Consider the following 23,283-nt stretch of genomic DNA (forward strand, 5'->3'; position numbering starts at 1 on the left):
CGCCCGGGAATCGTTCCCGACACCACGACGGGACGTAGCAAATGAGGAAAAACCATGGCTGACTATCGCAACATCCAGGCTCGTACGACGGCCGGAGTGCGTGTGGACGCGGAGATCGACCAGGGTCTTCGCAGCTACATGTTGAAAGTCTACAATCTGATGGCGGTCGGTCTTGCCGTGACCGGCCTCGCCGCATTGGCGCTCGTCTACATGACGACGACCAACGATCCAAGTCTCGCGGCAGCGACACTGGGCAACGGCAAGATGCTGACCAGCTTCGGCGTGACATTCTTCGTTTCGCCGCTGAAATGGGTCGTCATGCTCGCTCCCCTGGCTGCGGTGTTCTTCCTGAGCTTCCGTATCCAGTCGATGAGCGTCGCGGCAGCGCAGGCCACATTCTGGGTATATGCAGCACTCGTCGGCGCTTCGCTGTCATCGGTCTTCCTGGTGTTCACCACCGGAAGCATCGTCCAGACGTTCTTCATCACCGCGGCATCCTTCGGTGCCCTCTCGCTCTATGGCTACACCACGAAGCGCGATCTTTCAGGTTTCGGCTCGTTCCTGTTCATGGGCGTCATCGGCATCATCCTTGCTTCGGTGGTCAATATCTTCCTTCAGTCCAGCGCGCTGCAGTTCGCGATCTCGGCGATTGGCGTTCTGGTCTTCGCCGGCCTGACTGCCTATGACACGCAGCAGATCAAGGAAATGTACTTCGAAGGCGACGATGCCGATTCCTATGGCCGCAAGGCGATCATGGGTGCGCTTCGGCTCTATCTCGACTTCGTCAACATGTTCATGTTCCTGCTCCAGTTCCTCGGCAATCGGGAATAGCGGCTGATTGAATCGATGCGAAAAGGGCGGCTTTCGAGCCGCCCTTTTTTGTTACCCGCACGGAAAATCCTTTGACTTGATTGCAAAGCAGTGCATGAAAAACCAGACTGTTCTCCAAGTGCAAGCCAACATCATGTCCGATATCACCATCCGCCCGGCCCAGCCTGCCGACCTCAGTGCAATCACCGACATCTACCGTGACGCGGTGCTGAACGGCACTGCCACCTACGAGATCGATCCGCCGAGCCTCGACGAAATGACGTCGCGGTTCCATGCGATCACCAGCAGCGGCTTTCCCTATGTCGTGGCGGTGCAGGGCGACGCTGTCATCGGCTATGCCTATGCGAGCTATTTCCGCGCCCGGCCAGCCTATTGGTGGACGGTGGAGGATTCGATCTATATCGCGCCGGAGGCGAAGGGAAAGGGGCTGGGGAAAGTCCTGCTCGAGCGCCTGATAGCCGATTGCACCGCCCTCGGCTTCCGCCAGTTCATCGCCGTGATCGGTGACGGACATCCCGGATCCGCCTCGGTAAGGCTCCATAGCAAGCTCGGCTTCGAACATTCGGGCACGATCCGCGCCTCGGGGTTCAAACATGGTCGCTGGCTCGATACGGTGCTGATGCAGCTGGAGATGAATGGCGGCTCGGAGTCCCTGCCGGACAAGCCGCCTCTGCAATGATCAGCTCCTGACGATACTCAGGCTCTTGTCGAATATGCGCAGCACGCGATCGAGTTCATGGCCGCGCTTGAGGATATGGCCGCTTGCCGCGATGACGCTATAGGCGCCCTGTTTGCGTGTCAGCCTGGGATTCTTCTCGATGCGGAACATCGGCATTTCGCTGGTACGCCGGAAAATGGAGAATATTGCGCGGTCGCTCAGATGGTCGATCGCATAGTCGCGCCATTCGCCGGCTGACACCATGAAGCCATAGACCCGCAGGATCTGGTCCAGTTCGCGGCGGTTGAACGTGACGGGAAGGTCGCTCTGGCGGTTGAGGGGTATCAGTTTCGCCTGTTGCGATTCGCCGCCGCCCGCGCTGCTATCCATCAATCATGCACCTTCGGATCTCTCGTGTGACACCTGGATGACAATAGGGTGGCCTCATCGGCGACGTTTTTCAAGCTTTGTTGTCGGTACTCACCCGGTTTTATCAGTGTCTCCGACAGCTGAATCTTTCACGAAGCAATACGTGCTGAAGAGAATGGTGATGGTCCGTCACATTTTCGCCATCCGAAAAACGCACTCGCGCCCGATTCCAAAACGACGATCGCTCGCATGTTGCCGATGTGCAGCTGATCTTGCCGGTTCATTACCCCAAGCCCCCGCCCATGGACCGGCCTCGACCAGTTTGCGCTGGCAACATGCCCCAATAGCTCAGGCCGGATTCATCCGGCCTGTTTTTGTTTGGTCAGGGCTTGACCAGGATCGACGCGCCGATGATCGGCCCCGGCTTGTCTTCCCCCAGCACTTCCTGCAGCAGGACGGCGCAGCCCGACGCCTTCTTGCTGGCGATCTCGCTCCAGGGAATCTCGATCTTCTGGGCGTTTCCGTCCCACATGCCGACAGTTTCCATGGCGCGGACGCTGTTGGCGTAGCTCACCTGCCGGCCGGTATTCTCGCCATCGGGAATGGAAACCACGCTCTCCTTGTCGAAATAGGCGAGCAGGACCCGCACCGGGTTCGGCGTGACGGCCCCCTGGCCGATATCGATGAGCAGGCGCTTCTTCGGCGTCTTCGACAGTGTGACCGGGACCGTCAGCCCCGAGGTATTCTGCTTCATTTCGGCAATGCGGCGACGGATCTTGTCACCATCCTGCCCGTTGATGTGCTCGCGACCGTTCAGGATGGCTTGCGGCGTATAAACGCCATTGAGACCGAGCGTCTGGCGATACTCGTTCTGCCGTTCGGTGTTCTCCGGCAGGGCGAGCGTATCCGTCCAGCCGCGGTAATCCCAGTAATCGACATGAAAGGCGAGGGCGACGACATTGCCTTCGCGCGCCAGTTCCTTGAGGACTGCATCGGCCGGCGGGCACGAGCCGCAACCCTGCGACGTATAGAGTTCGACCACGCCGTCCGGCCGCTTCCCGCTGTCCTGCGCGCAGACCGGCAGCACATAGACCGCAGCAGCCAGAAGTGGCGAGCCGATCAGGACCAGGATTGACGTGATGCGCAGAGGCAAGGCGGCATGCTTTCTCTCAAAAATGCAAATCTGGCAGTCATTTATTGCCAGAAGATTGATAAGAGCCGCGTGCATCAAGGGGAAGTCACTTTGAGGTGAATTTGTTCACGAATATGCCATTGCGCGGTCAGTGGGAAATGAGCCTGTCGAAACGAATGGGACGGGCAATGGAAAAGGGCCGCCGGTAACCCGGCGACCCTTCCATATCAAGGCTTGTTTTGTAGCGTCAGGCGGCCAGATCGCGCAGGACATATTGAAGAATGCCGCCATTCTTCAGATATTCCAGCTCATCGATCGTATCGATGCGGCAGATCAGCGGAACCTCTTTCACCGTACCATCGGCAAAGGTGACCGTGGCAACGGTCTTCTGGCGCGGCTGGATGGAGGCGAGGCCTTCGATGGAAACCATCTCGTCGCCCTTGAGCCCCAGGGACTGCCAGCTGGTGCCATCCTCGAGGACGAAGGGAACGATGCCCATGCCGACGAGGTTCGAACGATGGATACGCTCGAACGACTGCGCGATCACGGCGCGGACGCCGAGCAGGTTGGTGCCCTTCGCCGCCCAGTCGCGTGAGGAGCCGTTGCCATATTCCACACCGGCGAAGATCACCAGCGGAACGTTCTCGCGGCGATAATCCATCGCGGCGTCGTAGATCGGCATTTCTTCCTTCGACGGATAGTGGATCGTGTAGCCGCCCTCGCGGCCATTCTCGCCGAGCATGTGATTGCGGATGCGGATATTGGCGAAGGTGCCGCGCATCATCACCTCATGATTGCCGCGCCTCGTGCCATACTGGTTGAAGTCCACCGGCGCCACGCCATGCTCGGTCAGGTACTGACCGGCAGGAGAAGCCGCCTTGATCGAACCCGCCGGGGAGATGTGATCGGTCGTTATCTTGTCGCCGAAGAGACCCAAAATGCGGGCGCCCTTGATATCGTTGACGGTTCCAGGCGTCTTGCCCATGCCGACGAAGTAAGGCGGGTTCTGCACATAGGTCGAATTGTCGTCCCAGGCATAGGTCTGCCCTGCCGGCACATTGACGTTCTGCCAGTTCTCGTCACCCTTGAACACATCCGCATATTTCGACGCAAACAGCGTGCGCGTGACGTTCTTGGTGATGAATTCCTGGATTTCGTGCGAGGAAGGCCAGATATCCTTGAGATAGACCGGCTGGCCGTTCGGATCTTCGCCCAGCGGCTCGGTGGTCAGGTCCTTCGTCACCGTGCCCGCCAGCGCATAGGCAACGACGAGCGGCGGGGATGCAAGGTAGTTGGCCTGCACATCCGGGGAAACGCGACCTTCGAAATTGCGGTTGCCGGAGAGAACGGCAGCGGCAATCAGGCCCTTTTCATTGATCGTCTTGGAGATCGGCCCCGGAAGCGGTCCGGAATTGCCGATGCAGGTGGTGCAACCGAAGCCGACCAGATTGAAGCCAAGCTTGTCGAGCTCCTTCTGCAGGCCGGCATTCTCCAGATAGGCGGCAACGACCTGCGAACCGGGCGCGAGCGACGTCTTCACCCAAGGCTTCGACTTCAAGCCGCGCGCCGCGGCGTTGCGGGCGAGAAGGCCGGCCGCGATCAGCACGCTCGGATTGGACGTATTGGTGCAGGAGGTAATGGCGGCAATGGCGACATCGCCATGGCCGAGATCGAAATTCTCGCCTTCGACGGCGTAGCGTGCATCGAGCTGCTCGGTCTTCTTGTATTCCTTCTGTAGCGATTCACGGAAACCCGAGGCGATGCCTTCCAGCGCGATACGGCCTTCCGGACGCTTCGGGCCGGCCATCGACGGAACGACCGTGCCAAGATCGAGTTCCAGCGTGTCGGTGAATACCGGATCAGGCGAGCCGGGCTCGCGCCACATGCCCTGGGCGCGGGAATAGGCTTCCACGAGGGCAAGACGCTCCTCGTCGCGGCCGGAAATATTCATGTAGTTGATGGTTTCGCTGTCGATCGGGAAGAAGCCGCAGGTTGCGCCATATTCCGGGCCCATATTGCCGATCGTCGCCCGGTCGGCGAGCGTCATGCTTTCAAGGCCGGGTCCGAAGAACTCGACGAACTTGCCGACGACACCCTTCTTGCGCAGCATCTGCACGACGGTCAGGACGAGGTCGGTTGCGGTCACGCCCTCCTTCACCTTGCCGGTCAGGCGGAAGCCGATGACTTCGGGAAGCAGCATGGAGACTGGCTGGCCCAGCATGGAGGCTTCGGCCTCGATGCCGCCGACGCCCCAGCCGAGGACGCCAAGGCCATTGACCATCGTCGTGTGCGAATCGGTGCCGACGCAAGTATCGGGATAGGCGTAGGTGACGCCGTCCTCTTCCTTGGTCCAGACGCCCTGCGCCAGATATTCCAGATTGACCTGGTGGCAGATGCCGGTGCCCGGAGGCACGACGCGGAAGTTCTTGAACGCCTGCTGGCCCCATTTCAGGAAGCGATAGCGCTCGCCATTGCGCTCATATTCGAGGTCGACATTGCGCTTGAACGCCTGGGGATTGCCGAATTCGTCGACGATGACCGAATGGTCGATGACGAGATCGACAGGCACCAGCGGATTGATCTTTTCGGGGTCGCCGCCGAGATTGACCATGGCGTCGCGCATCGCTGCAAGATCCACGACAGCCGGAACGCCGGTGAAGTCCTGCATGAGCACGCGCGCCGGGCGATAGGCGATTTCTGCGCCGGCGCGGCCGCGGTCGACCAGCCACTTCGCAACGTTCTCGATGTCCTTCTTGAAGACCGAGCGATTGTCTTCGAAGCGAAGCAGGTTCTCGAGCAGGACCTTCATGGAAAACGGCAGGGCCGAGACGCCTTCGAGGCCATTCTTCTCGGCTTCGGTCAAACTGAAATAAACATATTCCTTGTCCCCCACGACAAGGGTTTTACGGCAATTGAAACTGTCGATCTGAGACATTTCTCGTTCGTCCTTATGCTGCGGCCTAACCCGGGACGAACGCCTTCCGCTGCGTGTCAAGGACGCGCCAAAGGTGCGGGTGCAGTCATTTCCGCTGTCCGTCCCGCGGCAGAAGCCTGAAGGCATCTGCGCCGAGATCGGCCAAAATTGTTTCCACGCCGACCGCTGGCATGGTTGAGAGCTATATAGAGTTTTTCCTCAATTTGTGCCAGACCGGCAAAGGGCAAAAATGCGGCCCTGCGGCGAAATGATCCTGCATGGCCGCGGAGCGCGGAAAAGCGGGTTGTTGATGCGATTGGTCGCCGAAAATCTCGGGGGTGAGCGGAATGGCGAGGTGCTGTTTTCCGGTCTTGGTTTCTCCGTTGCGGCGGGCGAGGCGTTGTTGGTGACAGGGCTGAACGGCTCCGGCAAATCGACGCTGCTGCGAATCATCGCCGGCCTGTTGCCGCCGTCCGAGGGCAGTCTGCAAATGGAGGCGCTGGGCGACGAATACGGGTCGATAGCCGATGCCGCGCATTATATCGGGCACCTCAATGCCATGAAGCCGGCGCTGACGCTGCGGGAGAATCTCGAATTCTGGCGGCAATTCGGCGGCGCTGGACCGGGGAGAGGGCGGCGATCGATCGACGACGCACTGGATGCGGTCGGCCTGGCCGGGATCGATGATCTCCCCTTCAGCTATCTTTCCGCCGGGCAGAAGCGGCGCGCCAGCATCGCCCGGCTCCTCGTGGTCCATCGCCCGCTCTGGTTGCTCGACGAGCCGACCTCCAGTCTCGACAGCCAGTCGGAACAGCGCTTCGGCCAGTTGATGCGCGATCACCTTGGCGATGGCGGTCTTATCGTCGCCGCGACTCATCTACCCTTGCAGCTTGGCAAATCGCGCGAGATCAGGCTTGGCGCGGAGCAGCACGCATCATGATGGCGCTCTTTGTTCGCGATGTCCGGTTGGGCCTGCGCGCCGGTGGCGGTGCGCTGGTGGCCGTCCTGTTCTTCCTGGCCGTCATCGCCATCGTGCCATTCGCGGTCGGCCCGGACCTGAAGCTTCTGGCGCGCATCGGCGGCGCGATGCTGTGGATCGGCGCCTTGCTCGCCAGTCTGCTCGGGCTCGACAGGCTGTTCCAGGCCGACCGCGACGACGGCTCGCTCGACCTGCTCATCATGGCGGACCGTCATCTGTTGCCGGTGACGGTCCTGGTGAAGTGTCTCGCCCATTGGTTCGTCAGCGTGCTGCCGCTCGTGCTCGCAGCGCCGCTGCTCGGGCTTTTCATGAACATGGAGCCAAAAGCCATCGGAGCGACGACCCTTACGCTCCTGGTGGGGACGCCGGCAATCACTTTCATCGGCGCCGTTGGCGCTGCCGTTGCCGTCGCCCTGCCGCGCGGCGGTCTGCTCGTATCCATCATCATATTGCCGCTGACGATTCCGGTGCTGATCTTCGGCGTATCGGCCGCCTATGGTGCCATGGATGCGTCGGCGGCATTTCTGCCGCCCTTCCTCATCCTTGCCGCAATCACGTTGTTCTTCGCAGTATTGGGACCGATAGCGTCAGCCGCGGCGCTGCGGGGTTCCGCTGATTGAGGCACCATGCCCTATTGACCGCAAGCCGCGCAATTGGCGTATTGTCGGTCGGGGAGCGATCCATAGGGAAGCGCCATTGTTGAAATCCGCTGGGCACGGACAAGGAAGAAGCATGAATAGTGCGGCGTCTCGATCGGGAAGATGGGTAGACATTGCAAACCCGACCAGGTTCCTCGACCTGGCGGGAAGATTGTTGCCATGGCTGGCGGGCCTGTCCACACTCGCGCTTGTGGCCGGGCTTTGGATGTCGTTTCAGGCACCGGACGACTACCAGCAGGGATCGACGGTCAAGATAATGTTCATCCACGTGCCTTTCGCCTGGCTGTCGATGATGTGCTACACGATCATGACGCTGGCCGCGCTTGGAACGCTGGTGTGGCGGCATCCGCTCGCCGATGTATCCGCCAAGGCGGCCGCGCCGATCGGCGCCGTCTTCACCGCGCTTGCTCTCATCACCGGCTCGCTCTGGGGCAAGCCGATGTGGGGAACATGGTGGGTCTGGGATGCGCGGCTGACCTCGGTCTTCGTCCTGTTCCTGATGTATCTCGGCATCATCGCACTCAACCGGGCCATGGACGACGCAGCCAAGGCGGCGCGGGCGACAGCCATCATCACGCTCGTCGGGTTCATCAATATCCCGATCATCAAGTTCTCGGTGGACTGGTGGAACACGCTGCATCAGCCCGCCTCGGTCCTGCGGGCGGGCGGCTCGACGATCGATGGTTCGATGCTGCGGCCCCTGCTGGTGATGGCGCTCGGCTTCACCCTGCTTTTCTTCACGCTGCATGTGATGGCGATGCGCAACGAGATCTGGCGCCGCCGCATCACCGCCATGCGCCGGATCGCCGCGCGCGGTGCCGAACGGGGGCGGGCAGAATGATGGACAGCCATACAGCTTTCGTCGCCGCCTCCTATGCCGCCGCTGCCCTGGCGCTAGCCGGGCTTGTTGGCTGGATAGTGCTCGACCAGCGCATCCAGAAGCGCGCCATGCGCGATCTGGAGTCGCGCGGCGTGCGCCGTCGCTCCGAATCCAAGGCGGACAAGAAATCGTGACCGAGCAGCAATCAGTGCAAGTGCCCGCACGGCGGCGCAGGCTTTTCGTCTCCTTGCTCCCACTCATCATCTTTGGGCTTCTTGCCGCGATCTTCGCATTGCAGCTCGCGTCGGGCCGGGATGAATCGGTCATTCCGTCCGCCTTGATCGGCAAACCCGCACCCAATGTGTCGCTGGCGCCGGTTCCGGGGTTGACGAAGAACGGATCGCCGCTGCCCGGTATCGATCCCGCCGCCTTCAAGGGCAAGATCACCTTGGTCAACGTCTTCGGTTCATGGTGCGTGCCCTGCCGGGCGGAGCATCCGTTCCTGATGCGGCTCGCAGGCGACGAGCGGATCACGCTCATTGGACTTAACTACAAGGACAAGGCGGAGAACGCCGCGAGTTTCCTTGGAGAACTGGGCAACCCCTTCGCTGCGGTGGGAGCCGATACGGATGGCCGCGCCGCAATAGAATGGGGCGTCTACGGCGTCCCGGAGACTTTCCTCGTCGGGCCAGACGGCACCATACTCTACAAGCATGTCGGGCCGTTCACCGAACGGAGCATTGCGGCCGAACTCATGCCGGCCATCGAGGCGGCGCTGAAGGCCAATTGAGTTATCAGCCGGCCTTGTCGCCCGTTGCCGGCTGATCCGCCGCGTGTTTCATGATCAGCGGCATTTGCGCGAATGTGAACAGGAGCGTGATCGGCATGGTGCCCCAGACCTTGAACGCCACCCAGAAATCGGTCGAAAAGCTGCGCCAGACAACCTCGTTCAGGATCGCGAGGAAGAGGAAGAACACGCCCCAGCGCATGGTGAGCTTGCGCCAGCCTTCGGCATCGAGCTTGAAGGCGCTATCGAAGACATAGCCGAGCAGCGCCTTGCCGAAATAGAGCCCGCCCAGGAGAATGACGCCGAAAAGCGTGTTCACGATCGTCGGCTTCATCTTGATGAATGTCTCATTGTGAAGCCAGAGCGTCAGCGCGCCGAAAACCAGCACCACGATGCCGGAGACGAGCGGCATGATCGGCAGGCTGCGGATGAGAATCCATGATGCCAGCAAGGCTATGGCGGTCGCCGCCATGAAGGCTGCGGTTGCCAGGAAAATGGGTCCGCCGATGGCGGCAAGGGCGGGAACGCGCTCTATCAGCCATTCGCCGCGGGCATTGGCAAAGAAGAAGACCATCAGCGGGCCGAGTTCCAGCACCAGCTTCACCAGCGGATTGATCTGCTTGTGTGCGGGATCGGACGGATCGCGTTCGAATACCGATTCTTCCATCATGCAACTCCTGCAATGGCCTTGGCGAAATCCTGCGCCGCGAAAGGCTCGAGATCATCGACCTGTTCGCCAACGCCAATGAAATATACGGGCAATTTATGCTTCGCGGAAATGGCAACCAGGATGCCGCCCCTGGCGGTGCCGTCGAGCTTGGTCATGACCAGGCCGTTGACGCCGGCGACATTGCGGAAGATCTCGACCTGGTTCAGCGCGTTCTGGCCGGTGGTGGCATCGAGCGTCTGCAGCACCGTATGCGGCGCTTCCGGATCATGCTTGCCGAGCACGCGCACGATCTTTGCCAGTTCGTCCATCAGTTCCGCCCGGTTCTGCAGGCGGCCGGCGGTATCGATGATGAGTACGTCGCTGCCCGCTTCCTTCGCCTGCTGCCAGGCGTCGAATGCCAGGCCGGCCGCATCCGCGCCGAGCTTCGATGAAACGACGGGCGAGCCGGTGCGCTGGCCCCAGATATGCAATTGCTCGATGGCGGCCGCGCGGAACGTGTCGCCTGCCGCCAGCATGACATTGAGCCCGCCCGCGGTCAGTTTCGCCGCAAGCTTGCCGATCGTCGTGGTCTTGCCCGTACCGTTGACACCGACGACAAGGATGACGTGCGGCTTGTGCGAGAGATCAAGCTCGAGCGGCTGTGCCACCGGCGCCAGCACCTTTTCGATTTCACTCGCCATGATCGTGCGCACCTCGTCGGTGCCGATATCCTTGCCGTAGCGTGTCGCACTCAGGGCGCCGGTGATGCGGATCGCCGTCTCCATGCCGAGATCGGCCTGGATCAGGACATCTTCGAGGTCCTGCAGCGTGTCCTCATCGAGCTTGCGCCGCGTGAATATCCCGCCAATGGAGTCGCCAAGCTGCTGCGAGGAGCGCGACAGGCCCTTGCGCAGGCGTTCGAACCAGGAGAGCCGCTTTTCCGCCGGTGCGGGCGCCGGTTCTTCTTCGCGCTTGGCCTCGACGGTCTTGGCCACCGTTACCTTGGGCGATCCTGTTGCCTTGGGCGAGACGGGCTTTACCGGTTCCGGCAGCGGAGGCTGTTCGACGGGCTCTGGCTCTGGCGCGGGTGGCTCGGGCACCGCCTCTTCAAGGCGTGCCGGTTGCTCGTCCTGTTCGGGCTGGGCCTGGGGCTGGCGGGACTCTTCGTCCGCTGCGCTGGCCGGGATGTCCGGTTCCGGCGCGGCTGTTTCTACCGGCGGCGCTGGCGATTCCGGGACAATGGCGGGTTTGGGCGCGCGTTCCGGTACCGAATCCGCTTCGTGCTTCGCTTCTGCCGCAACGGGTTCGCTATCCTCGGGCTCGGGAAGCTCAATCGGCTCCTCGACGACAGGCTGCGATTCCGGCAGGATCTCCGGTTCGTCCGGCTCTGGCTCGGGTTCGGGAGCGATCGCCTCGGGCGAAGCCTCCGGCTCAGGCTCGACGGCCACCGCGTCGGGCTGCGGCTCCAGGCTTTCGACCGGCGTGGAGCCGGCCTCGGGCTCCCGTTCGGCGAGCACCGCCTCTTCGGGGATTTCTTCGACCTCTTTCTTGCCGAAAGAGAATATCTTCTTGATGAAACCGAGAGCCATGAATGCCGTTTTTTCTCGTTATTATGCTGCGCGAAGGTCTTGGGCAGCGGTCAGAAGTTTGTCGCCATCATGGCCGGTCACAAGCCGTTCGACGATCGTTCCCGCGGCACCCGTACCGATGCCTGCGAGAGTGAAACCCGCCGTGCGGCCAATGCCTTCGCGTTCGACAAGTATCTTCTGCCTGGTCCCCACCAATGTGTCGAGATGGTTCGCATAGGCCCTGTCCCCGGCCGCCCGCAGGCGCGCTGCACGCTCCTTCACGGCCCGGCGGTCGACTTGCGGCATACGGGCCGCAGGCGTGCCCTTGCGCGGACTGAAGGGGAATACGTGCAGGTGGGTGAGGCCGCATTCCTCGACGATGCGGATGGAGTTCTCGAACATTTCATCCGTCTCGGTCGGGAAGCCCGCAATGATATCGGCGCCGAATACGATGTCGGGACGCAATGCCCGTACCGCATGGCAGAATTCGATCGAATCCTCGCGAAGATGACGCCGTTTCATCCGCTTCAATATCATGTTGTCGCCGGATTGCAGCGACAGATGCAGATGCGGCATCAGCCGATGCTCATTGGCGATGGCCTCCATGAGGTCTTCGTCGGTCTCGATCGAGTCGATGGAGGAAAGCCGCAGCCGTTCGAGATCGGGCACTTCCTTCAGCACCGTCTTCACCAGTTTTCCCAGCCGCAGGGAGCCCGGAAGGTCGGGCCCGTAGCTGGTCATGTCCACGCCCGTCAGCACGACCTCGCGATAGCCATTGCCGACCAGCCGCTTGACCTGATCGACCACGCCGCCCATGGGCACCGAGCGCGAATTTCCGCGGCCATAGGGGATGATGCAGAACGTGCAGCGATGGTCGCAGCCATTCTGCACCTGGACGAAGGCACGCGCGCGGCCCTCGATGGCGTCCACCATGTGCGATGCGGTCTCGCGCACCTCCATGATGTCGTTGACGCGGACCTTTTCGAACTGGTTGACGCCGAAATCCGGCAGCATCCGATAGGAATTGGATTTCAGCTTCTCTTCATTGCCAAGAACGAGATCGACTTCGTCCATGGCGGCAAAATCGTCGGCCTCGGTCTGCGCGGCGCAGCCGGTGACGATGATGCGTGCCTCGGGATTGTCGCGCCTGGCCTTGCGTATGGCCTGCCGAGCCTGGCGGACGGCCTCGCTCGTGACAGCGCATGTGTTGAAGATGATGGCGCCATCCTTCAGCGCGCCAAGGCCGGCGGCGTCGGCTTCGCGCTTCATGACCTCCGATTCATAGGTGTTCAGCCTGCACCCGAATGTGACGACGTCGACTGCCATTACGCCGCTCCCAGAGCGGCGCCATCGCGCTGCCAGGCTCCGGTTTCGGGATCGAATTCACCGGCAAACTCCCATTCGGCCGGCCCGGTCATCAGGACATGGTCGTCCTCCAACCATTCGATGATAAGCGGCCCGCCGGGGACGGTGACCGTGACGGCGCGCTCCGTCCTGTCGGATCTGGCGGCCGCTACCGCCGCGGCGCAAGCCGCGGAGCCGCAGGCGCGCGTCAGTCCGGCGCCGCGCTCCCAGGTGCGCAGGGTTATGGCATTGCGGCTCGTTACATGCGCGATCGAGATGTTGGCGCGCTCCGGAAAGACCGGGTGGTTTTCGAGCAGGGGACCGAATTTCTCCAGATCATAGGTCCAGACGTCGTCCTCGACCCAGAATATCGCATGCGGGTTGCCCATGCTGACTGCCGAGGGGGAGTGAAGGACCGGGGCATCTATCGGCCCGATCTGCAATTCGATGCTGCGCGTATCATCAAAGGGTTCAGCCAGCGGTATTTCCTGCCAGTCGAAGCGGGGCATCCCCATATCGACCGAGATCTGCCCGTCGGCGTGCTCGCGCGCGGTCAAGATCCCGGCGATCGTCTCAAAGGTGAATTCGCGCCGTTCCGTCTCGGTTGCAAGAACCTGCACCACGCAACGCATGCCATTGCCGCAGGCCTGGGCCATCGTGCCATCGGAATTGATGATCTCGACATAGGCGTCGGTTCCGGCCGTGCGAGAACCGTATATCGCCATGATCTGATCGAACTTCGTCGCCGGATCGCCATTCAGCGCGATTGCAGCGCGCGGCGTGATACGATCGGCGCGACCGCGCATATCGGCAACGATGATTTCGTTGCCGAGACCGTTCATTTTCGCAAAGGCTGCGCGCATTGCCATCGTGCCGGATCCTGCTTTGTAGGGCTTTCGGGCACTATATGGCGGAAAAGCTGCGAAATTGCCAGTCCCGAGGACCAGGCAGGCCGATCAATGCGGCTCATGCGCATCGGCAACGCCGCGCAGCCAGTATCCGGCCGCCTTGATCCATTCGTCCTTGAAGCTGCGCTCGCTCACGAGATGCGCCCTTACGGCTTTCGACATGCTGCTTTCGCCGGCAATGAACGCATAGCAATCGCCATCGGGAAACTCGGCCGCCTTGATCGCGTCGAGCAGCAAGCCGTTATTGCCGGGCTGCTGCCCGTCGCGGTGCAGCCAATGGATGTCGACCGATGCGCTGGACCGGATGACCTGCTCCTCGTCCTTGCCGGCCACTTCGATAAAGGCGATCGCCCGCGCCGTCGATGGCAGTTCCTCCAGCCGCCGGCCGATCGCCGGAAGCGCCGTTTCGTCGCCCGCCAGCAGATACCAGTCGAAATCGTCGGGTACGATGAGCGACCCGCGCGGCCCGCCAATCACGATCTTTTGTCCGACCCTTGCCTGTGCTGCCCAGGTGGAGGCGGGTCCGTCGCCGTGAAGCACGAAATCGACGTCCAATGTCCGCCGCCGCGGATCATGGTAGCGCGGCGTATAATCCCGCATCTCCGGGCGAGGGGCGCCTGCCGGGAAAGCCAGTCCTTCCGGGCCGAGGACCGGAACGATGATGTCCTCACCGGCCTGAGGGAAGAACACCTTGATATGGTCGCCATGGCCGGGACTGGCAAAGCCTTCGAGATCATCGCCGCCGAGCGTGATGCGAAGCATGAGCGGGGTCACCGGCCGAACCGAGACCACTTCCAATATGCGCAGGCGGGTTTCATGGCGGATGCGTTGGGGAGATTTATTCATGAGTGTCATATTCAACAAATATACCTCTGTGGCTGCAAGTCAACGGCGCTCATGGCTGGAAACGGCAGTCGCGTGCTGCCGGGCGGTCACTAATACTTTATTCACCTTGACGGGTTTATTGTCGTTAACGAGAAGGGGGCCGATGCGCGATTTGCCGGCTGCGACTGTGACGATATTGCCATGGTAGCGCCGTTTATCGCGGTTCTAATGGCCCCAAGGCCTGCAAACGACCGCTTTCTCCGCCCGCCCGGGTTGAGAAATTCGCTTGGATCGCATTGTATCGGCCGGATCGACCGGAATCACGTTCCAGACTTTAAGACTATGCAGATGGAGAACTGAGGTTATGGGGACTTTAAAAGTCAATTTGCTTGCGATCGCAGCCGTTGGCGTCGTTCTGGCGGGATGCCAGAGCTCGCGGGTGGACGATTCGCAGGGCATGCCGTCAGCCCCGGCGCCCTTGCAGCCGGCGCCATCCGGTTCGGTCAGCCAGAGCCAACTTCCGCCTCCTGGCCAGTTTCCGACCGCGCCGACGACCGGCGCCGCGGCAGCACCTGGCGGCGCCCAGCCTGGCACGCAGGTCGCAGCCTTGCCGCCGGAAAATGCGCCGGACATCACCGCCAGCAGCGTTGCCGGCGTCTGGAACGCCTCGATGGGTGGCCAGAGCTGCAAGATCGCCACGCCGCAGACGAAATTCGGCCAGGGCTATCGCGCCGGTCCGCTGCGTTGCCCGGGCGAACTTGCCAATCTCTCCTCCTGGTCGGTCAGCGGCAAGCAGCTCGTACTTTACGATGCAGCCGGCGGCACCGTGGCGCGGCTCTACTCCTCCGGCGGATCCCGCTTCGACGGGCAGACGTCGGGCGGCCAGAATCTGAGCCTTTCGCGCTAGTGCGGTGGAATTGAAATACGCCTCACTTTGGCGGCAGGGGCCGGAGCGCCCGTTTCGTTAGATTCCGGGCAGACCGCACGCCTGAGGTGCTACCAGCATGTCGCATGACAATCTGAAGCTTTATCCTTCCGTGCGCGAGCGCTACGACGCGCTTGCGCAAGCGGGGGACATCACCGCCGATCCTGCGCAAAGGGCGCTGGCGGCACGGTTCGACAAGCTCATTTCCGATGTCGCGACCCGGCGGGTGGCGACGAAATCCAGCGCGCTCGGCTGGTTGTTCAGCCGCCGTTCGCCCCGCCACGAGACCATCAAGGGGCTTTACGTCCATGGCGAAGTCGGCCGCGGCAAGACCATGCTCATGGACATGTTCCATGAACTCGTGCCGGTGAAGCGCAAGCGGCGGGCGCATTTCCTCGATTTCATGGCCGATGTCCATGAGCGCATCAATGCCCATCGGCAGGCGCTCAAAAACGGCGAGACCAAGCAGGACGATCCGATTCCTCCCGTCGCAGACGCACTCGCCAACCAGGCCTGGGTGCTGTGCTTCGATGAATTCACGGTGACGGATATAGCCGATGCGATGATCCTCTCGCGCCTGTTCCGCGCGCTGTTCGAACGGGGCGTGGTGCTGGTCGCGACATCCAACGTCCAGCCGGACAATCTCTATCGCGACGGCCTGAACCGCCAGTTGTTTCTTCCTTTCGTGGATATTCTCAAGCAGCACGTCGATGTGGTCGATCTCGATGCCCGCACCGACTACAGGCTCGAGAAGCTCAATCGCATGCCGGTCTATCTGCATCCCCTGAACGACGAGACTTCCCGGCAGATGGAAAAGGCGTGGAATGCCGTGGCAGAAGGTGCGGAAGTCGCGGAGGATCACGTCACCGTCAAGGGCCGGACCGTGACGATACCACGTGCGGTGCGCGGCGCGGCGCGCTTTTCCTTCGCCGATCTCTGCTCCAAGCCGCTCGGGGCCAGCGATTATGCGGCGATCGTCGAGCGCTACAAGACGATCTTCGTCGATGGCGTGCCGGTGCTCGATCATGCGCGCCGCAACGAGGCCAAGCGGTTCATCATCCTCGTCGATATCCTCTATGACCAGCATGTGCATGTGGTCATCACCGCCGCCGAGGCACCCGACAAGCTCTACAGCGCAAAAAGCGGTACCGAGGCGTTCGAATTCGATCGCACTGCCTCCCGCCTGTTCGAAATGCAGAGCGAGGAGTACCTGCAGGGTGCGGCCGGGGCGGAGCAGCAGCCCGGTTGAAGCCTCTGCCGACGGTGGCGCCAACTGGTATCGCGCACGAGCCCGACGGCAAAAACAAGGGCGGAACACACGGCCGCAAATCCGGCATTTCTTCATAAAGCTGACATGGTTCAGGCCCAGAATGAAGCTGAGTTTTGTCGTGGAAACGTAAAAATCTCTTACGTTTACGTAAATCCCATCAAATCTAAACGATTGAAATAATTGGGCTGAAAATTTTCGGTTGAGTTATTTTTGAAAGAGGCATATTCGAACGTCCCAACGCAGGGGCATATGGTGACAAGTTGCCTATGGCATTCTTGATACCGTCCTTTGGCGTCCGTCAAGACTTCAGATCAAGGAAGCAATCAGAATGGCACGTAACAAAATCGCCCTCATCGGTTCAGGTATGATCGGTGGCACGCTCGCACATCTGATCGGGCTCAAGGAGCTCGGTGACATTGTCCTGTTCGATATCGCAGAAGGTGTGCCTCAGGGTAAGGGGCTGGACATTGCCCAGTCTTCGCCGGTTGATGATTTCGACGCCAAGCTTGTCGGCGCCAATGAATATTCCGCCATCGAAGGCGCGGATGTCGTCATCGTGACGGCCGGCGTACCCCGCAAGCCGGGCATGAGCCGCGACGACCTTCTCGGCATCAACCTGAAGGTCATGGAACAGGTCGGCGCCGGCATCAAGAAATATGCGCCGAACGCCTTCGTCATCTGCATCACCAATCCGCTGGACGCCATGGTATGGGCCCTGCAGAAGTTCTCCGGCCTGCCCAAGAACATGGTCGTCGGCATGGCCGGCGTGCTCGACAGCGCGCGGTTCCGCTATTTCCTCGCCGATGAGTTCAAGGTCTCGGTGGAAGACGTCACGGCATTCGTTCTCGGCGGCCATGGCGATTCGATGGTGCCGCTGGCCCGCTATTCCACGGTTGCCGGCATTCCGCTGCCGGATCTCGTCAAGATGGGCTGGACGAGCCAGGAAAAGCTCGACCAGATCATCCAGCGCACGCGTGATGGCGGCGCGGAGATCGTCGGCCTGCTCAAGACCGGCTCCGCCTTTTACGCGCCGGCTTCTTCGGCGATCCAGATGGCCGAGGCCTATCTGAAGGACAAGAAGCGCGTTCTTCCTGTCGCCGCGCATCTGTCCGGCCAGTATGGCGTCAAGGACATGTATGTCGGCGTGCCGGTGGTCATCGGTGCAGGCGGTGTCGAGCGCGTCATCGAGATCGACCTGAACAAGACGGAGCAGAAGCAGTTCGAGGCCTCCGTGGCGTCGGTCGCCGGGCTCTGCGAAGCATGCGTCAATATCGCGCCGAACCTCAAGTAATTCTGCCAGGGACAATTCTGAAACGATCCGGCGCCAATCCGCTTCGGATTATTCGTAGAGGAACTACCATATGAACATTCACGAATATCAGGCCAAGCGTCTGCTGCACACCTTCGGTGCGCCGATTGCCAATGGCGTTGCCGTCTACTCGGTCGAGCAGGCGGAAGAATGGGCCAAGACCCTTCCCGGGCCGCTCTATGTCGTCAAGAGCCAGATTCATGCTGGTGGCCGCGGCAAGGGCAAGTTCAAGGAACTCGGCCCGGATGCCAAGGGTGGCGTACGTCTCGCGAAGTCCGTGGAGGATGTCGTCGCCAATGCCAGGGAAATGCTCGGCAATACATTGGTGACCAAGCAGACCGGCCCGGCCGGGAAGCAGGTCAACCGCCTCTACATCGAGGACGGCGCCGATATCGATCGTGAACTCTATCTGTCGATCCTCGTCGACCGCGCGGTCGGCAGGCCTTCCTTCGTGGTTTCGACCGAAGGCGGCATGGATATCGAGGCTGTCGCCCACGATACGCCGGAGAAGATCGTCACCGTTGCCATCGATCCCGAAAAGGGCGTGACGGCAGAGGATGCCGCCAAGATCTGCGACGCCTACGGGCTGACCGGCGAAGCGCGCACGGACGGCGAAACGCTGTTCCCGATCCTCTACAAGGCCTTCACCGAGAAGGACATGAGCCTGCTCGAGGTCAATCCGCTCATCGTGATGACCAATGGCCGCCTGCGCGTCCTCGATGCGAAAGTATCGTTCGACGGCAATGCGCTGTTCCGCCACCCGGACGTCGTCGAACTGCGCGACACGACCGAGGAGGACGACAAGGAGATCGAAGCTTCCAAATACGATCTCGCTTATGTCGCGCTCGACGGCAATATCGGCTGCATGGTCAATGGCGCCGGACTTGCCATGGCGACCATGGACATCATCAAGCTCTATGGCGCCGAGCCTGCGAACTTCCTCGACGTTGGCGGCGGCGCCAGCAAGGAGAAGGTGACGGCGGCCTTCAAGATCATCACGGCAGACCCTGCCGTCGAAGGCATCCTGATCAATATTTTCGGCGGCATCATGAAATGCGACGTGATCGCCGAAGGCGTGATCGCGGCCGTCAAGGAAGTGGGCCTGAAGGTTCCGCTGGTGGTGCGCCTCGAGGGCACCAATGCGGAACTCGGAAAGAAGATCATCAATGAGAGCGGCCTCAACGTCGTTTCCGCCGATGATCTCGATGACGCCGCCCAGAAGATCGTCAAGGCAGTGAAGGGAAGCTAAGGCATGTCTATTCTCGTCAACAAAGACACCAAAGTTCTCGTTCAGGGCCTTACGGGCAAGACCGGAACTTTCCACACCGAACAGGCGCTTGCCTATTACGGCACGCAGATGGTCGGCGGCATCCATCCGAAAAAGGGTGGCGAGACGTGGGAAGGGCAGTTGCCGACCGGCTCCGGCGCCCAGCTTCCGATCTTCGCGACGGTTGCCGAAGGCAAGGACCGGACTGGCGCCAATGCCTCCGTCATCTATGTGCCGCCGGCAGGCGCCGCCGAAGCGATCATCGAGGCGATCGAAGCGGAAATCCCGCTGATCATCTGCATCACCGAGGGCATCCCGGTGCTGGACATGGTTCGCGTCAAGGCGCGTCTCGACCGTTCGAGCTCCCGCCTGATCGGGCCGAACTGCCCGGGCGTCCTGACGCCGGAGGAATGCAAGATCGGCATCATGCCGGGCAATATCTTCAAGAAGGGTTCCGTGGGTGTTGTATCCCGCTCGGGGACGCTTACCTATGAAGCTGTGTTCCAGACGACGAATGAAGGCCTTGGCCAGACGACTGCCGTCGGTATCGGCGGCGATCCGGTGAAGGGTACGGAATTTATCGACGTGCTCGAAATGTTCCTCGCCGACGACGAAACCAAGTCGATCATCATGATCGGCGAGATCGGCGGCTCGGCCGAAGAAGAAGCGGCGCAGTTCCTCGCCGACGAGGCGAAGCGCGGCCGCAAGAAGCCGATGGCAGGCTTCATCGCTGGCCGCACGGCGCCTCCCGGCCGCACCATGGGCCATGCCGGCGCCGTCATTTCCGGCGGCAAGGGCGGCGCGGAAGACAAGATCGCGGCCATGGAGGCTGCGGGCATCCGCGTATCACCTTCGCCGGCGCAGCTTGGCAAGACACTGGTCGAAGTCCTCAAGGGCTGAGACGACGGGCGCAAGCCCTGACAGACGAGAAGTGTGACGGGGCGACAGGCGCCCCTCACGATCCACGGGGCCAGAGCGGCCTCAACCCGAGCGACGCCGGAGTGGCGGTGCGCTCATATCAAGGGAGACGGAGCGAGTACTCCGGTCACAAATATGGCACGGCAAGAACAGGCCAACGATCTATTTGCCCTCACATCATTTCTATATGGCGGCAACGCCCACTATATCGAGGAACTTCACGCGCAATATGAGCAGGACCCATCGTCGGTCGATGCGGAATGGCGCGATTTCTTCGCAAACCTGAACGACAGCAAGGACGACGTCATCAAGAACGCCAAGGGCGCTTCCTGGGAGAAGTCGAACTGGCCGATCGCCGGCAATGGCGAACTCGTTTCCGCCCTCGACGGCAATTGGGGCGAAGTCGAGAAGCACATTACCGACAAGCTCAAGGCGAAAGCCAATGGCGCGGCTGCGACGAACGGCGCCACCGCGCCAGCTGCTGCCGTCACCGATTCCGATATCATCCATGCCGCTCGCGATTCCGTGCGCGCCATCATGATGATACGCGCCTACCGCATGCGCGGCCATCTGCACGCCAAGCTCGATCCGCTTGGCCTGGCGGAGGTCAAGGAAGACTATAACGAGCTGTCACCGGAGAGCTATGGCTTCTCGCCGGCGGATTACGACCGCAAGATCTTCATCGACAACGTGCTCGGCCTCGAATATGCGACCATCCCGCAGATGCTCGACATATTGAAGCGCACCTATTGCTCGACCATCGGCGTCGAGTTCATGCATATTTCCGATCCGGTCGAGAAATCCTGGATCCAGGAGCGGATCGAAGGCCCGGACAAGGGCGTGGCCTTCACCGCCGAGGGCAAGAAGGCGATCCTGTCGAAGCTGATCGAGGCGGAAGGCTTCGAGCAGTTCATCGACGTGAAGTACAAGGGCACCAAGCGCTTCGGCCTCGATGGCGCGGAATCGCTCATTCCGGCGCTCGAGCAGATCGTCAAGCGCGGCGGATCGATGGGCCTGAAGGAAATTGTCCTCGGCATGGCCCATCGCGGCCGCCTCAATGTGCTCAGCCAGTTCATGGGCAAGCCGCACCGGGCGATCTTCCATGAGTTCAAGGGCGGCTCCTACGCCCCTGACGACGTGGAGGGCTCCGGCGACGTCAAGTACCATCTCGGCGCTTCGTCGGATCGCGAGTTCGACGGCAACAAGGTGCATCTGTCGCTGACCGCCAACCCTTCGCATCTCGAGATCGTCAATCCGGTCGTCATGGGCAAGGCCCGCGCCAAGCAAGATCTGCTTGCCGGCCGCCAGCGTGACGAGGTGCTGCCGCTTTCCGAGCGCGCCAAGATCATGCCGCTGCTGCTGCATGGCGATGCAGCCTTCGCCGGCCAGGGCGTGGTCGCCGAGTGTCTCGGTCTTTCGGGCCTGCGCGGCCATCGTGTCGCCGGCACGGTACATTTCATCATCAACAACCAGATCGGCTTCACCACGAACCCGCGGTTCTCGCGTTCGTCGCCGTATCCGTCCGATGTCGCGAAGATGATCGAGGCGCCGATCTTCCACGTCAATGGCGATGATCCGGAAGCCGTGGTCTATGTCGCCAAGATCGCCACGGAATACCGGATGACGTTCCACAAGCCCGTGGTCATCGACATGTTCTGCTATCGCCGCTTCGGCCATAATGAGGGCGACGAGCCGGCGTTCACGCAGCCGTTGATGTACAAGACCATTCGCGGCCAGAAGACGACGGTCCAGCTCTATTCGTCCAAGCTGATCGAGGAAGGCCTGATCACCGAGGCGGAAATCGAGAAGGTACGCGCTACCTGGCGCGAGAGCCTCGAGCAGGAATTCGAAGCGGGCCAGCATTACAAGCCCAACAAGGCCGACTGGCTGGATGGTGCCTGGAGCGGTCTGCGCACGGCGGACAATGCCGACGAGCAGCGCCGGGGCAAGACCGGGCTGCCGCTGAAGACTGTCAAGGAGATCGGCAAGAAGCTCGCCGAGGTTCCCGCGGGCTTCAACGTGCACCGCACGATACAGCGCTTCCAGGACAACCGCGCCAAGATGATCGATAGCGGCGAAGGCTTCGATTGGGCCATGGCCGAGGCGCTTGCCTTCGGTTCGCTGGTCAGCGAGGGGCATCCGGTGCGCCTGTCCGGCCAGGATGTGGAGCGCGGAACGTTCAGCCAGCGGCATTCGGTGCTCTACGACCAGGAATCCGAGCAGCGCTATATTCCGCTCAACAACCTCCAGAAGGGCCAGGCGCTCTACGAAGTCGTCAATTCGATGCTTTCGGAAGAGGCGGTTCTCGGCTTCGAATATGGCTACTCGCTGTCGGACCCGCGTGCGCTCACGCTGTGGGAAGCCCAGTTCGGCGATTTCGCCAATGGCGCGCAGGTCGTGTTCGACCAGTTCATCTCGTCCGGCGAACGCAAATGGCTGCGCATGTCCGGTCTGGTCTGCCTCCTGCCGCACGGCTATGAGGGCCAGGGGCCGGAGCATTCGTCGGCTCGCCTCGAGCGCTATCTCCAGCTTTGCGCGGAAGACAATATGCAGGTGGCGAACTGCACGACGCCTGCGAACTATTTCCATATCCTGCGCCGGCAGATGAAGCGCGACTTCCGCAAGCCGCTGATCCTGATGACGCCGAAATCACTGCTCCGCCACAAGCGGGCTGTATCCTCCATTGGCGATTTCACGGGCGATTCGTCGTTCCATCGCCTGCTTTGGGACGATGCCCAGCTTCTGAAGGACCAGCCGATAAAGCTGCAGAAGGATTCGAAGATCCGCCGTGTCGTTCTCTGCTCGGGCAAGGTCTATTACGACCTCTACGAAGAGCGCGAGAAGCGCGGCATCGACGATGTCTACCTGCTGCGCGTCGAGCAGCTCTATCCATTCCCGGCCAAGGCCCTGATCACCGAACTGTCCCGCTTCCGCAATGCGGAGATGGTCTGGTGCCAGGAAGAGCCGAAGAACATGGGCGCCTGGGCGTTCATCGACCCCTACCTGGAATGGGTGCTCGCTCATATCGACGCCAAGCATCAGCGGGTCCGTTACACCGGACGCCCGGCGGCCGCATCGACGGCGACGGGCCTGATGTCCAAACACCTTGCACAACTCGAAGCATTCCTCGAAGATGCTTTGGGTTCCTAAT

The 23,283-nt window shown here is 61.4% G+C and carries 21 protein-coding genes; 13 read left to right on the forward strand and 8 right to left on the reverse strand.

Going from position 1 to position 23,283, the window contains the following annotated elements; translation table 11 throughout:
- Positions 1-54 precede the first annotated feature (54 nt).
- Both M8997_RS09230 and M8997_RS09235 read left to right on the forward strand, forming a co-directional pair.
- On the forward strand, positions 55-831 hold the full coding sequence (locus M8997_RS09230; RefSeq protein ID WP_250016390.1) for a Bax inhibitor-1/YccA family protein: 777 nt from the start codon (positions 55-57) through the stop codon (positions 829-831).
- A 133-nt stretch (positions 832-964) separates the two neighbouring features.
- The gene (locus M8997_RS09235; RefSeq protein WP_250016393.1) at positions 965-1,510 is read left to right on the forward strand and encodes a GNAT family N-acetyltransferase; all 546 of its coding nucleotides are present in this window, start codon (positions 965-967) and stop codon (positions 1,508-1,510) included.
- On the opposite strand, the gene M8997_RS09240 is transcribed toward M8997_RS09235, so the two are convergent.
- From M8997_RS09240 to acnA, 3 genes are all read right to left on the reverse strand, one after another.
- A complete protein-coding gene (locus tag M8997_RS09240; protein ID WP_250016396.1) occupies positions 1,511-1,879 on the reverse strand; it encodes a DUF2794 domain-containing protein in 369 nt (122 codons plus the stop codon). It lies immediately after the preceding gene.
- A 361-nt stretch (positions 1,880-2,240) separates the two neighbouring features.
- On the reverse strand, positions 2,241-3,011 hold the full coding sequence (locus M8997_RS09245; RefSeq protein ID WP_250016398.1) for a thioredoxin family protein: 771 nt from the start codon (positions 3,009-3,011) through the stop codon (positions 2,241-2,243).
- A gap of 226 nt (positions 3,012-3,237) precedes the next feature.
- On the reverse strand, positions 3,238-5,925 hold the full coding sequence (gene acnA, locus M8997_RS09250) for an aconitate hydratase AcnA (protein WP_250016400.1): 2,688 nt from the start codon (positions 5,923-5,925) through the stop codon (positions 3,238-3,240).
- Between the two features lie 289 nt (positions 5,926-6,214).
- On the opposite strand from acnA, the gene ccmA reads away from it, so the two are divergent.
- From ccmA to M8997_RS09275, 5 genes are all read left to right on the forward strand, one after another.
- Positions 6,215-6,844: a heme ABC exporter ATP-binding protein CcmA gene (ccmA, locus tag M8997_RS09255; RefSeq protein WP_250017204.1), complete on the forward strand. Its 630-nt coding sequence runs from the start codon at positions 6,215-6,217 to the stop codon at positions 6,842-6,844.
- Positions 6,841-7,503, forward strand: coding sequence for a heme exporter protein CcmB (gene ccmB, locus M8997_RS09260; protein WP_250016402.1), 663 nt, complete (start codon positions 6,841-6,843; stop codon positions 7,501-7,503). The genes ccmA and ccmB overlap by 4 nt, the downstream gene beginning before the upstream one ends.
- A 112-nt stretch (positions 7,504-7,615) precedes the next feature.
- Positions 7,616-8,383 carry a heme ABC transporter permease gene (locus tag M8997_RS09265; RefSeq protein ID WP_250016404.1) on the forward strand — a complete coding sequence of 256 codons (768 nt, stop codon included), beginning with the start codon at positions 7,616-7,618 and terminating at the stop codon, positions 8,381-8,383.
- Positions 8,383-8,556 (forward strand): heme exporter protein CcmD, encoded by a 174-nt coding sequence (ccmD, locus tag M8997_RS09270; RefSeq protein ID WP_250016407.1) that lies wholly within the window; start codon positions 8,383-8,385, stop codon positions 8,554-8,556. Before M8997_RS09265 ends, ccmD begins: the two co-directional genes overlap by 1 nt.
- Positions 8,553-9,152, forward strand: coding sequence for a DsbE family thiol:disulfide interchange protein (locus M8997_RS09275; RefSeq protein ID WP_250016409.1), 600 nt, complete (start codon positions 8,553-8,555; stop codon positions 9,150-9,152). Before ccmD ends, M8997_RS09275 begins: the two co-directional genes overlap by 4 nt.
- Positions 9,153-9,156: 4 nt before the next feature.
- On the opposite strand, the gene M8997_RS09280 is transcribed toward M8997_RS09275, so the two are convergent.
- The 5 genes from M8997_RS09280 to M8997_RS09300 form a co-directional block, all read right to left on the reverse strand.
- Positions 9,157-9,816: a septation protein A gene (locus tag M8997_RS09280; RefSeq protein ID WP_250016411.1), complete on the reverse strand. Its 660-nt coding sequence runs from the start codon at positions 9,814-9,816 to the stop codon at positions 9,157-9,159.
- Positions 9,816-11,387 (reverse strand): signal recognition particle-docking protein FtsY, encoded by a 1,572-nt coding sequence (ftsY, locus tag M8997_RS09285; protein ID WP_250016414.1) that lies wholly within the window; start codon positions 11,385-11,387, stop codon positions 9,816-9,818. The genes M8997_RS09280 and ftsY overlap by 1 nt, the downstream gene beginning before the upstream one ends.
- A 21-nt stretch (positions 11,388-11,408) precedes the next feature.
- Positions 11,409-12,692: a tRNA (N(6)-L-threonylcarbamoyladenosine(37)-C(2))-methylthiotransferase MtaB gene (gene mtaB, locus M8997_RS09290; protein ID WP_250016417.1), complete on the reverse strand. Its 1,284-nt coding sequence runs from the start codon at positions 12,690-12,692 to the stop codon at positions 11,409-11,411.
- Positions 12,692-13,579, reverse strand: a complete 888-nt coding sequence (gene dapF / locus M8997_RS09295; RefSeq protein WP_250016430.1) for a diaminopimelate epimerase — start codon at positions 13,577-13,579, stop codon at positions 12,692-12,694. Before dapF ends, mtaB begins: the two co-directional genes overlap by 1 nt.
- A gap of 87 nt (positions 13,580-13,666) precedes the next feature.
- Complete coding sequence (locus tag M8997_RS09300) at positions 13,667-14,464, reverse strand: siderophore-interacting protein (protein ID WP_250016432.1); 798 nt, start codon at positions 14,462-14,464, stop codon at positions 13,667-13,669.
- A gap of 343 nt (positions 14,465-14,807) precedes the next feature.
- Between M8997_RS09300 and M8997_RS09305 the strand changes: the two genes are divergently transcribed.
- The 6 genes from M8997_RS09305 (at position 14,808) to M8997_RS09330 (ending at position 23,282) form a co-directional block, all read left to right on the forward strand.
- On the forward strand, positions 14,808-15,350 hold the full coding sequence (locus M8997_RS09305) for a protease inhibitor Inh/omp19 family protein (RefSeq protein ID WP_250016434.1): 543 nt from the start codon (positions 14,808-14,810) through the stop codon (positions 15,348-15,350).
- Positions 15,351-15,447: 97 nt separating this feature from the next.
- Positions 15,448-16,617, forward strand: coding sequence for a cell division protein ZapE (zapE, locus tag M8997_RS09310; protein ID WP_250016438.1), 1,170 nt, complete (start codon positions 15,448-15,450; stop codon positions 16,615-16,617).
- A gap of 349 nt (positions 16,618-16,966) precedes the next feature.
- Entirely contained in the window at positions 16,967-17,929 is a 963-nt protein-coding gene (mdh, locus tag M8997_RS09315) for a malate dehydrogenase (protein ID WP_250016441.1), read from the forward strand.
- 70 nt (positions 17,930-17,999) lie between these two features.
- The gene (gene sucC, locus M8997_RS09320; RefSeq protein WP_250016443.1) at positions 18,000-19,196 is read left to right on the forward strand and encodes an ADP-forming succinate--CoA ligase subunit beta; all 1,197 of its coding nucleotides are present in this window, start codon (positions 18,000-18,002) and stop codon (positions 19,194-19,196) included.
- A gap of 3 nt (positions 19,197-19,199) precedes the next feature.
- Positions 19,200-20,114: a succinate--CoA ligase subunit alpha gene (gene sucD, locus M8997_RS09325; protein ID WP_250016446.1), complete on the forward strand. Its 915-nt coding sequence runs from the start codon at positions 19,200-19,202 to the stop codon at positions 20,112-20,114.
- 153 nt (positions 20,115-20,267) lie between these two features.
- A complete protein-coding gene (locus tag M8997_RS09330; RefSeq protein ID WP_250016448.1) occupies positions 20,268-23,282 on the forward strand; it encodes a 2-oxoglutarate dehydrogenase E1 component in 3,015 nt (1,004 codons plus the stop codon).
- Position 23,283 lies beyond the last annotated feature (1 nt).

The organism is Phyllobacterium sp. 21LDTY02-6 (assembly GCF_023554255.2).
Taxonomy (GTDB): Bacteria; Pseudomonadota; Alphaproteobacteria; order Rhizobiales; family Rhizobiaceae; genus Phyllobacterium.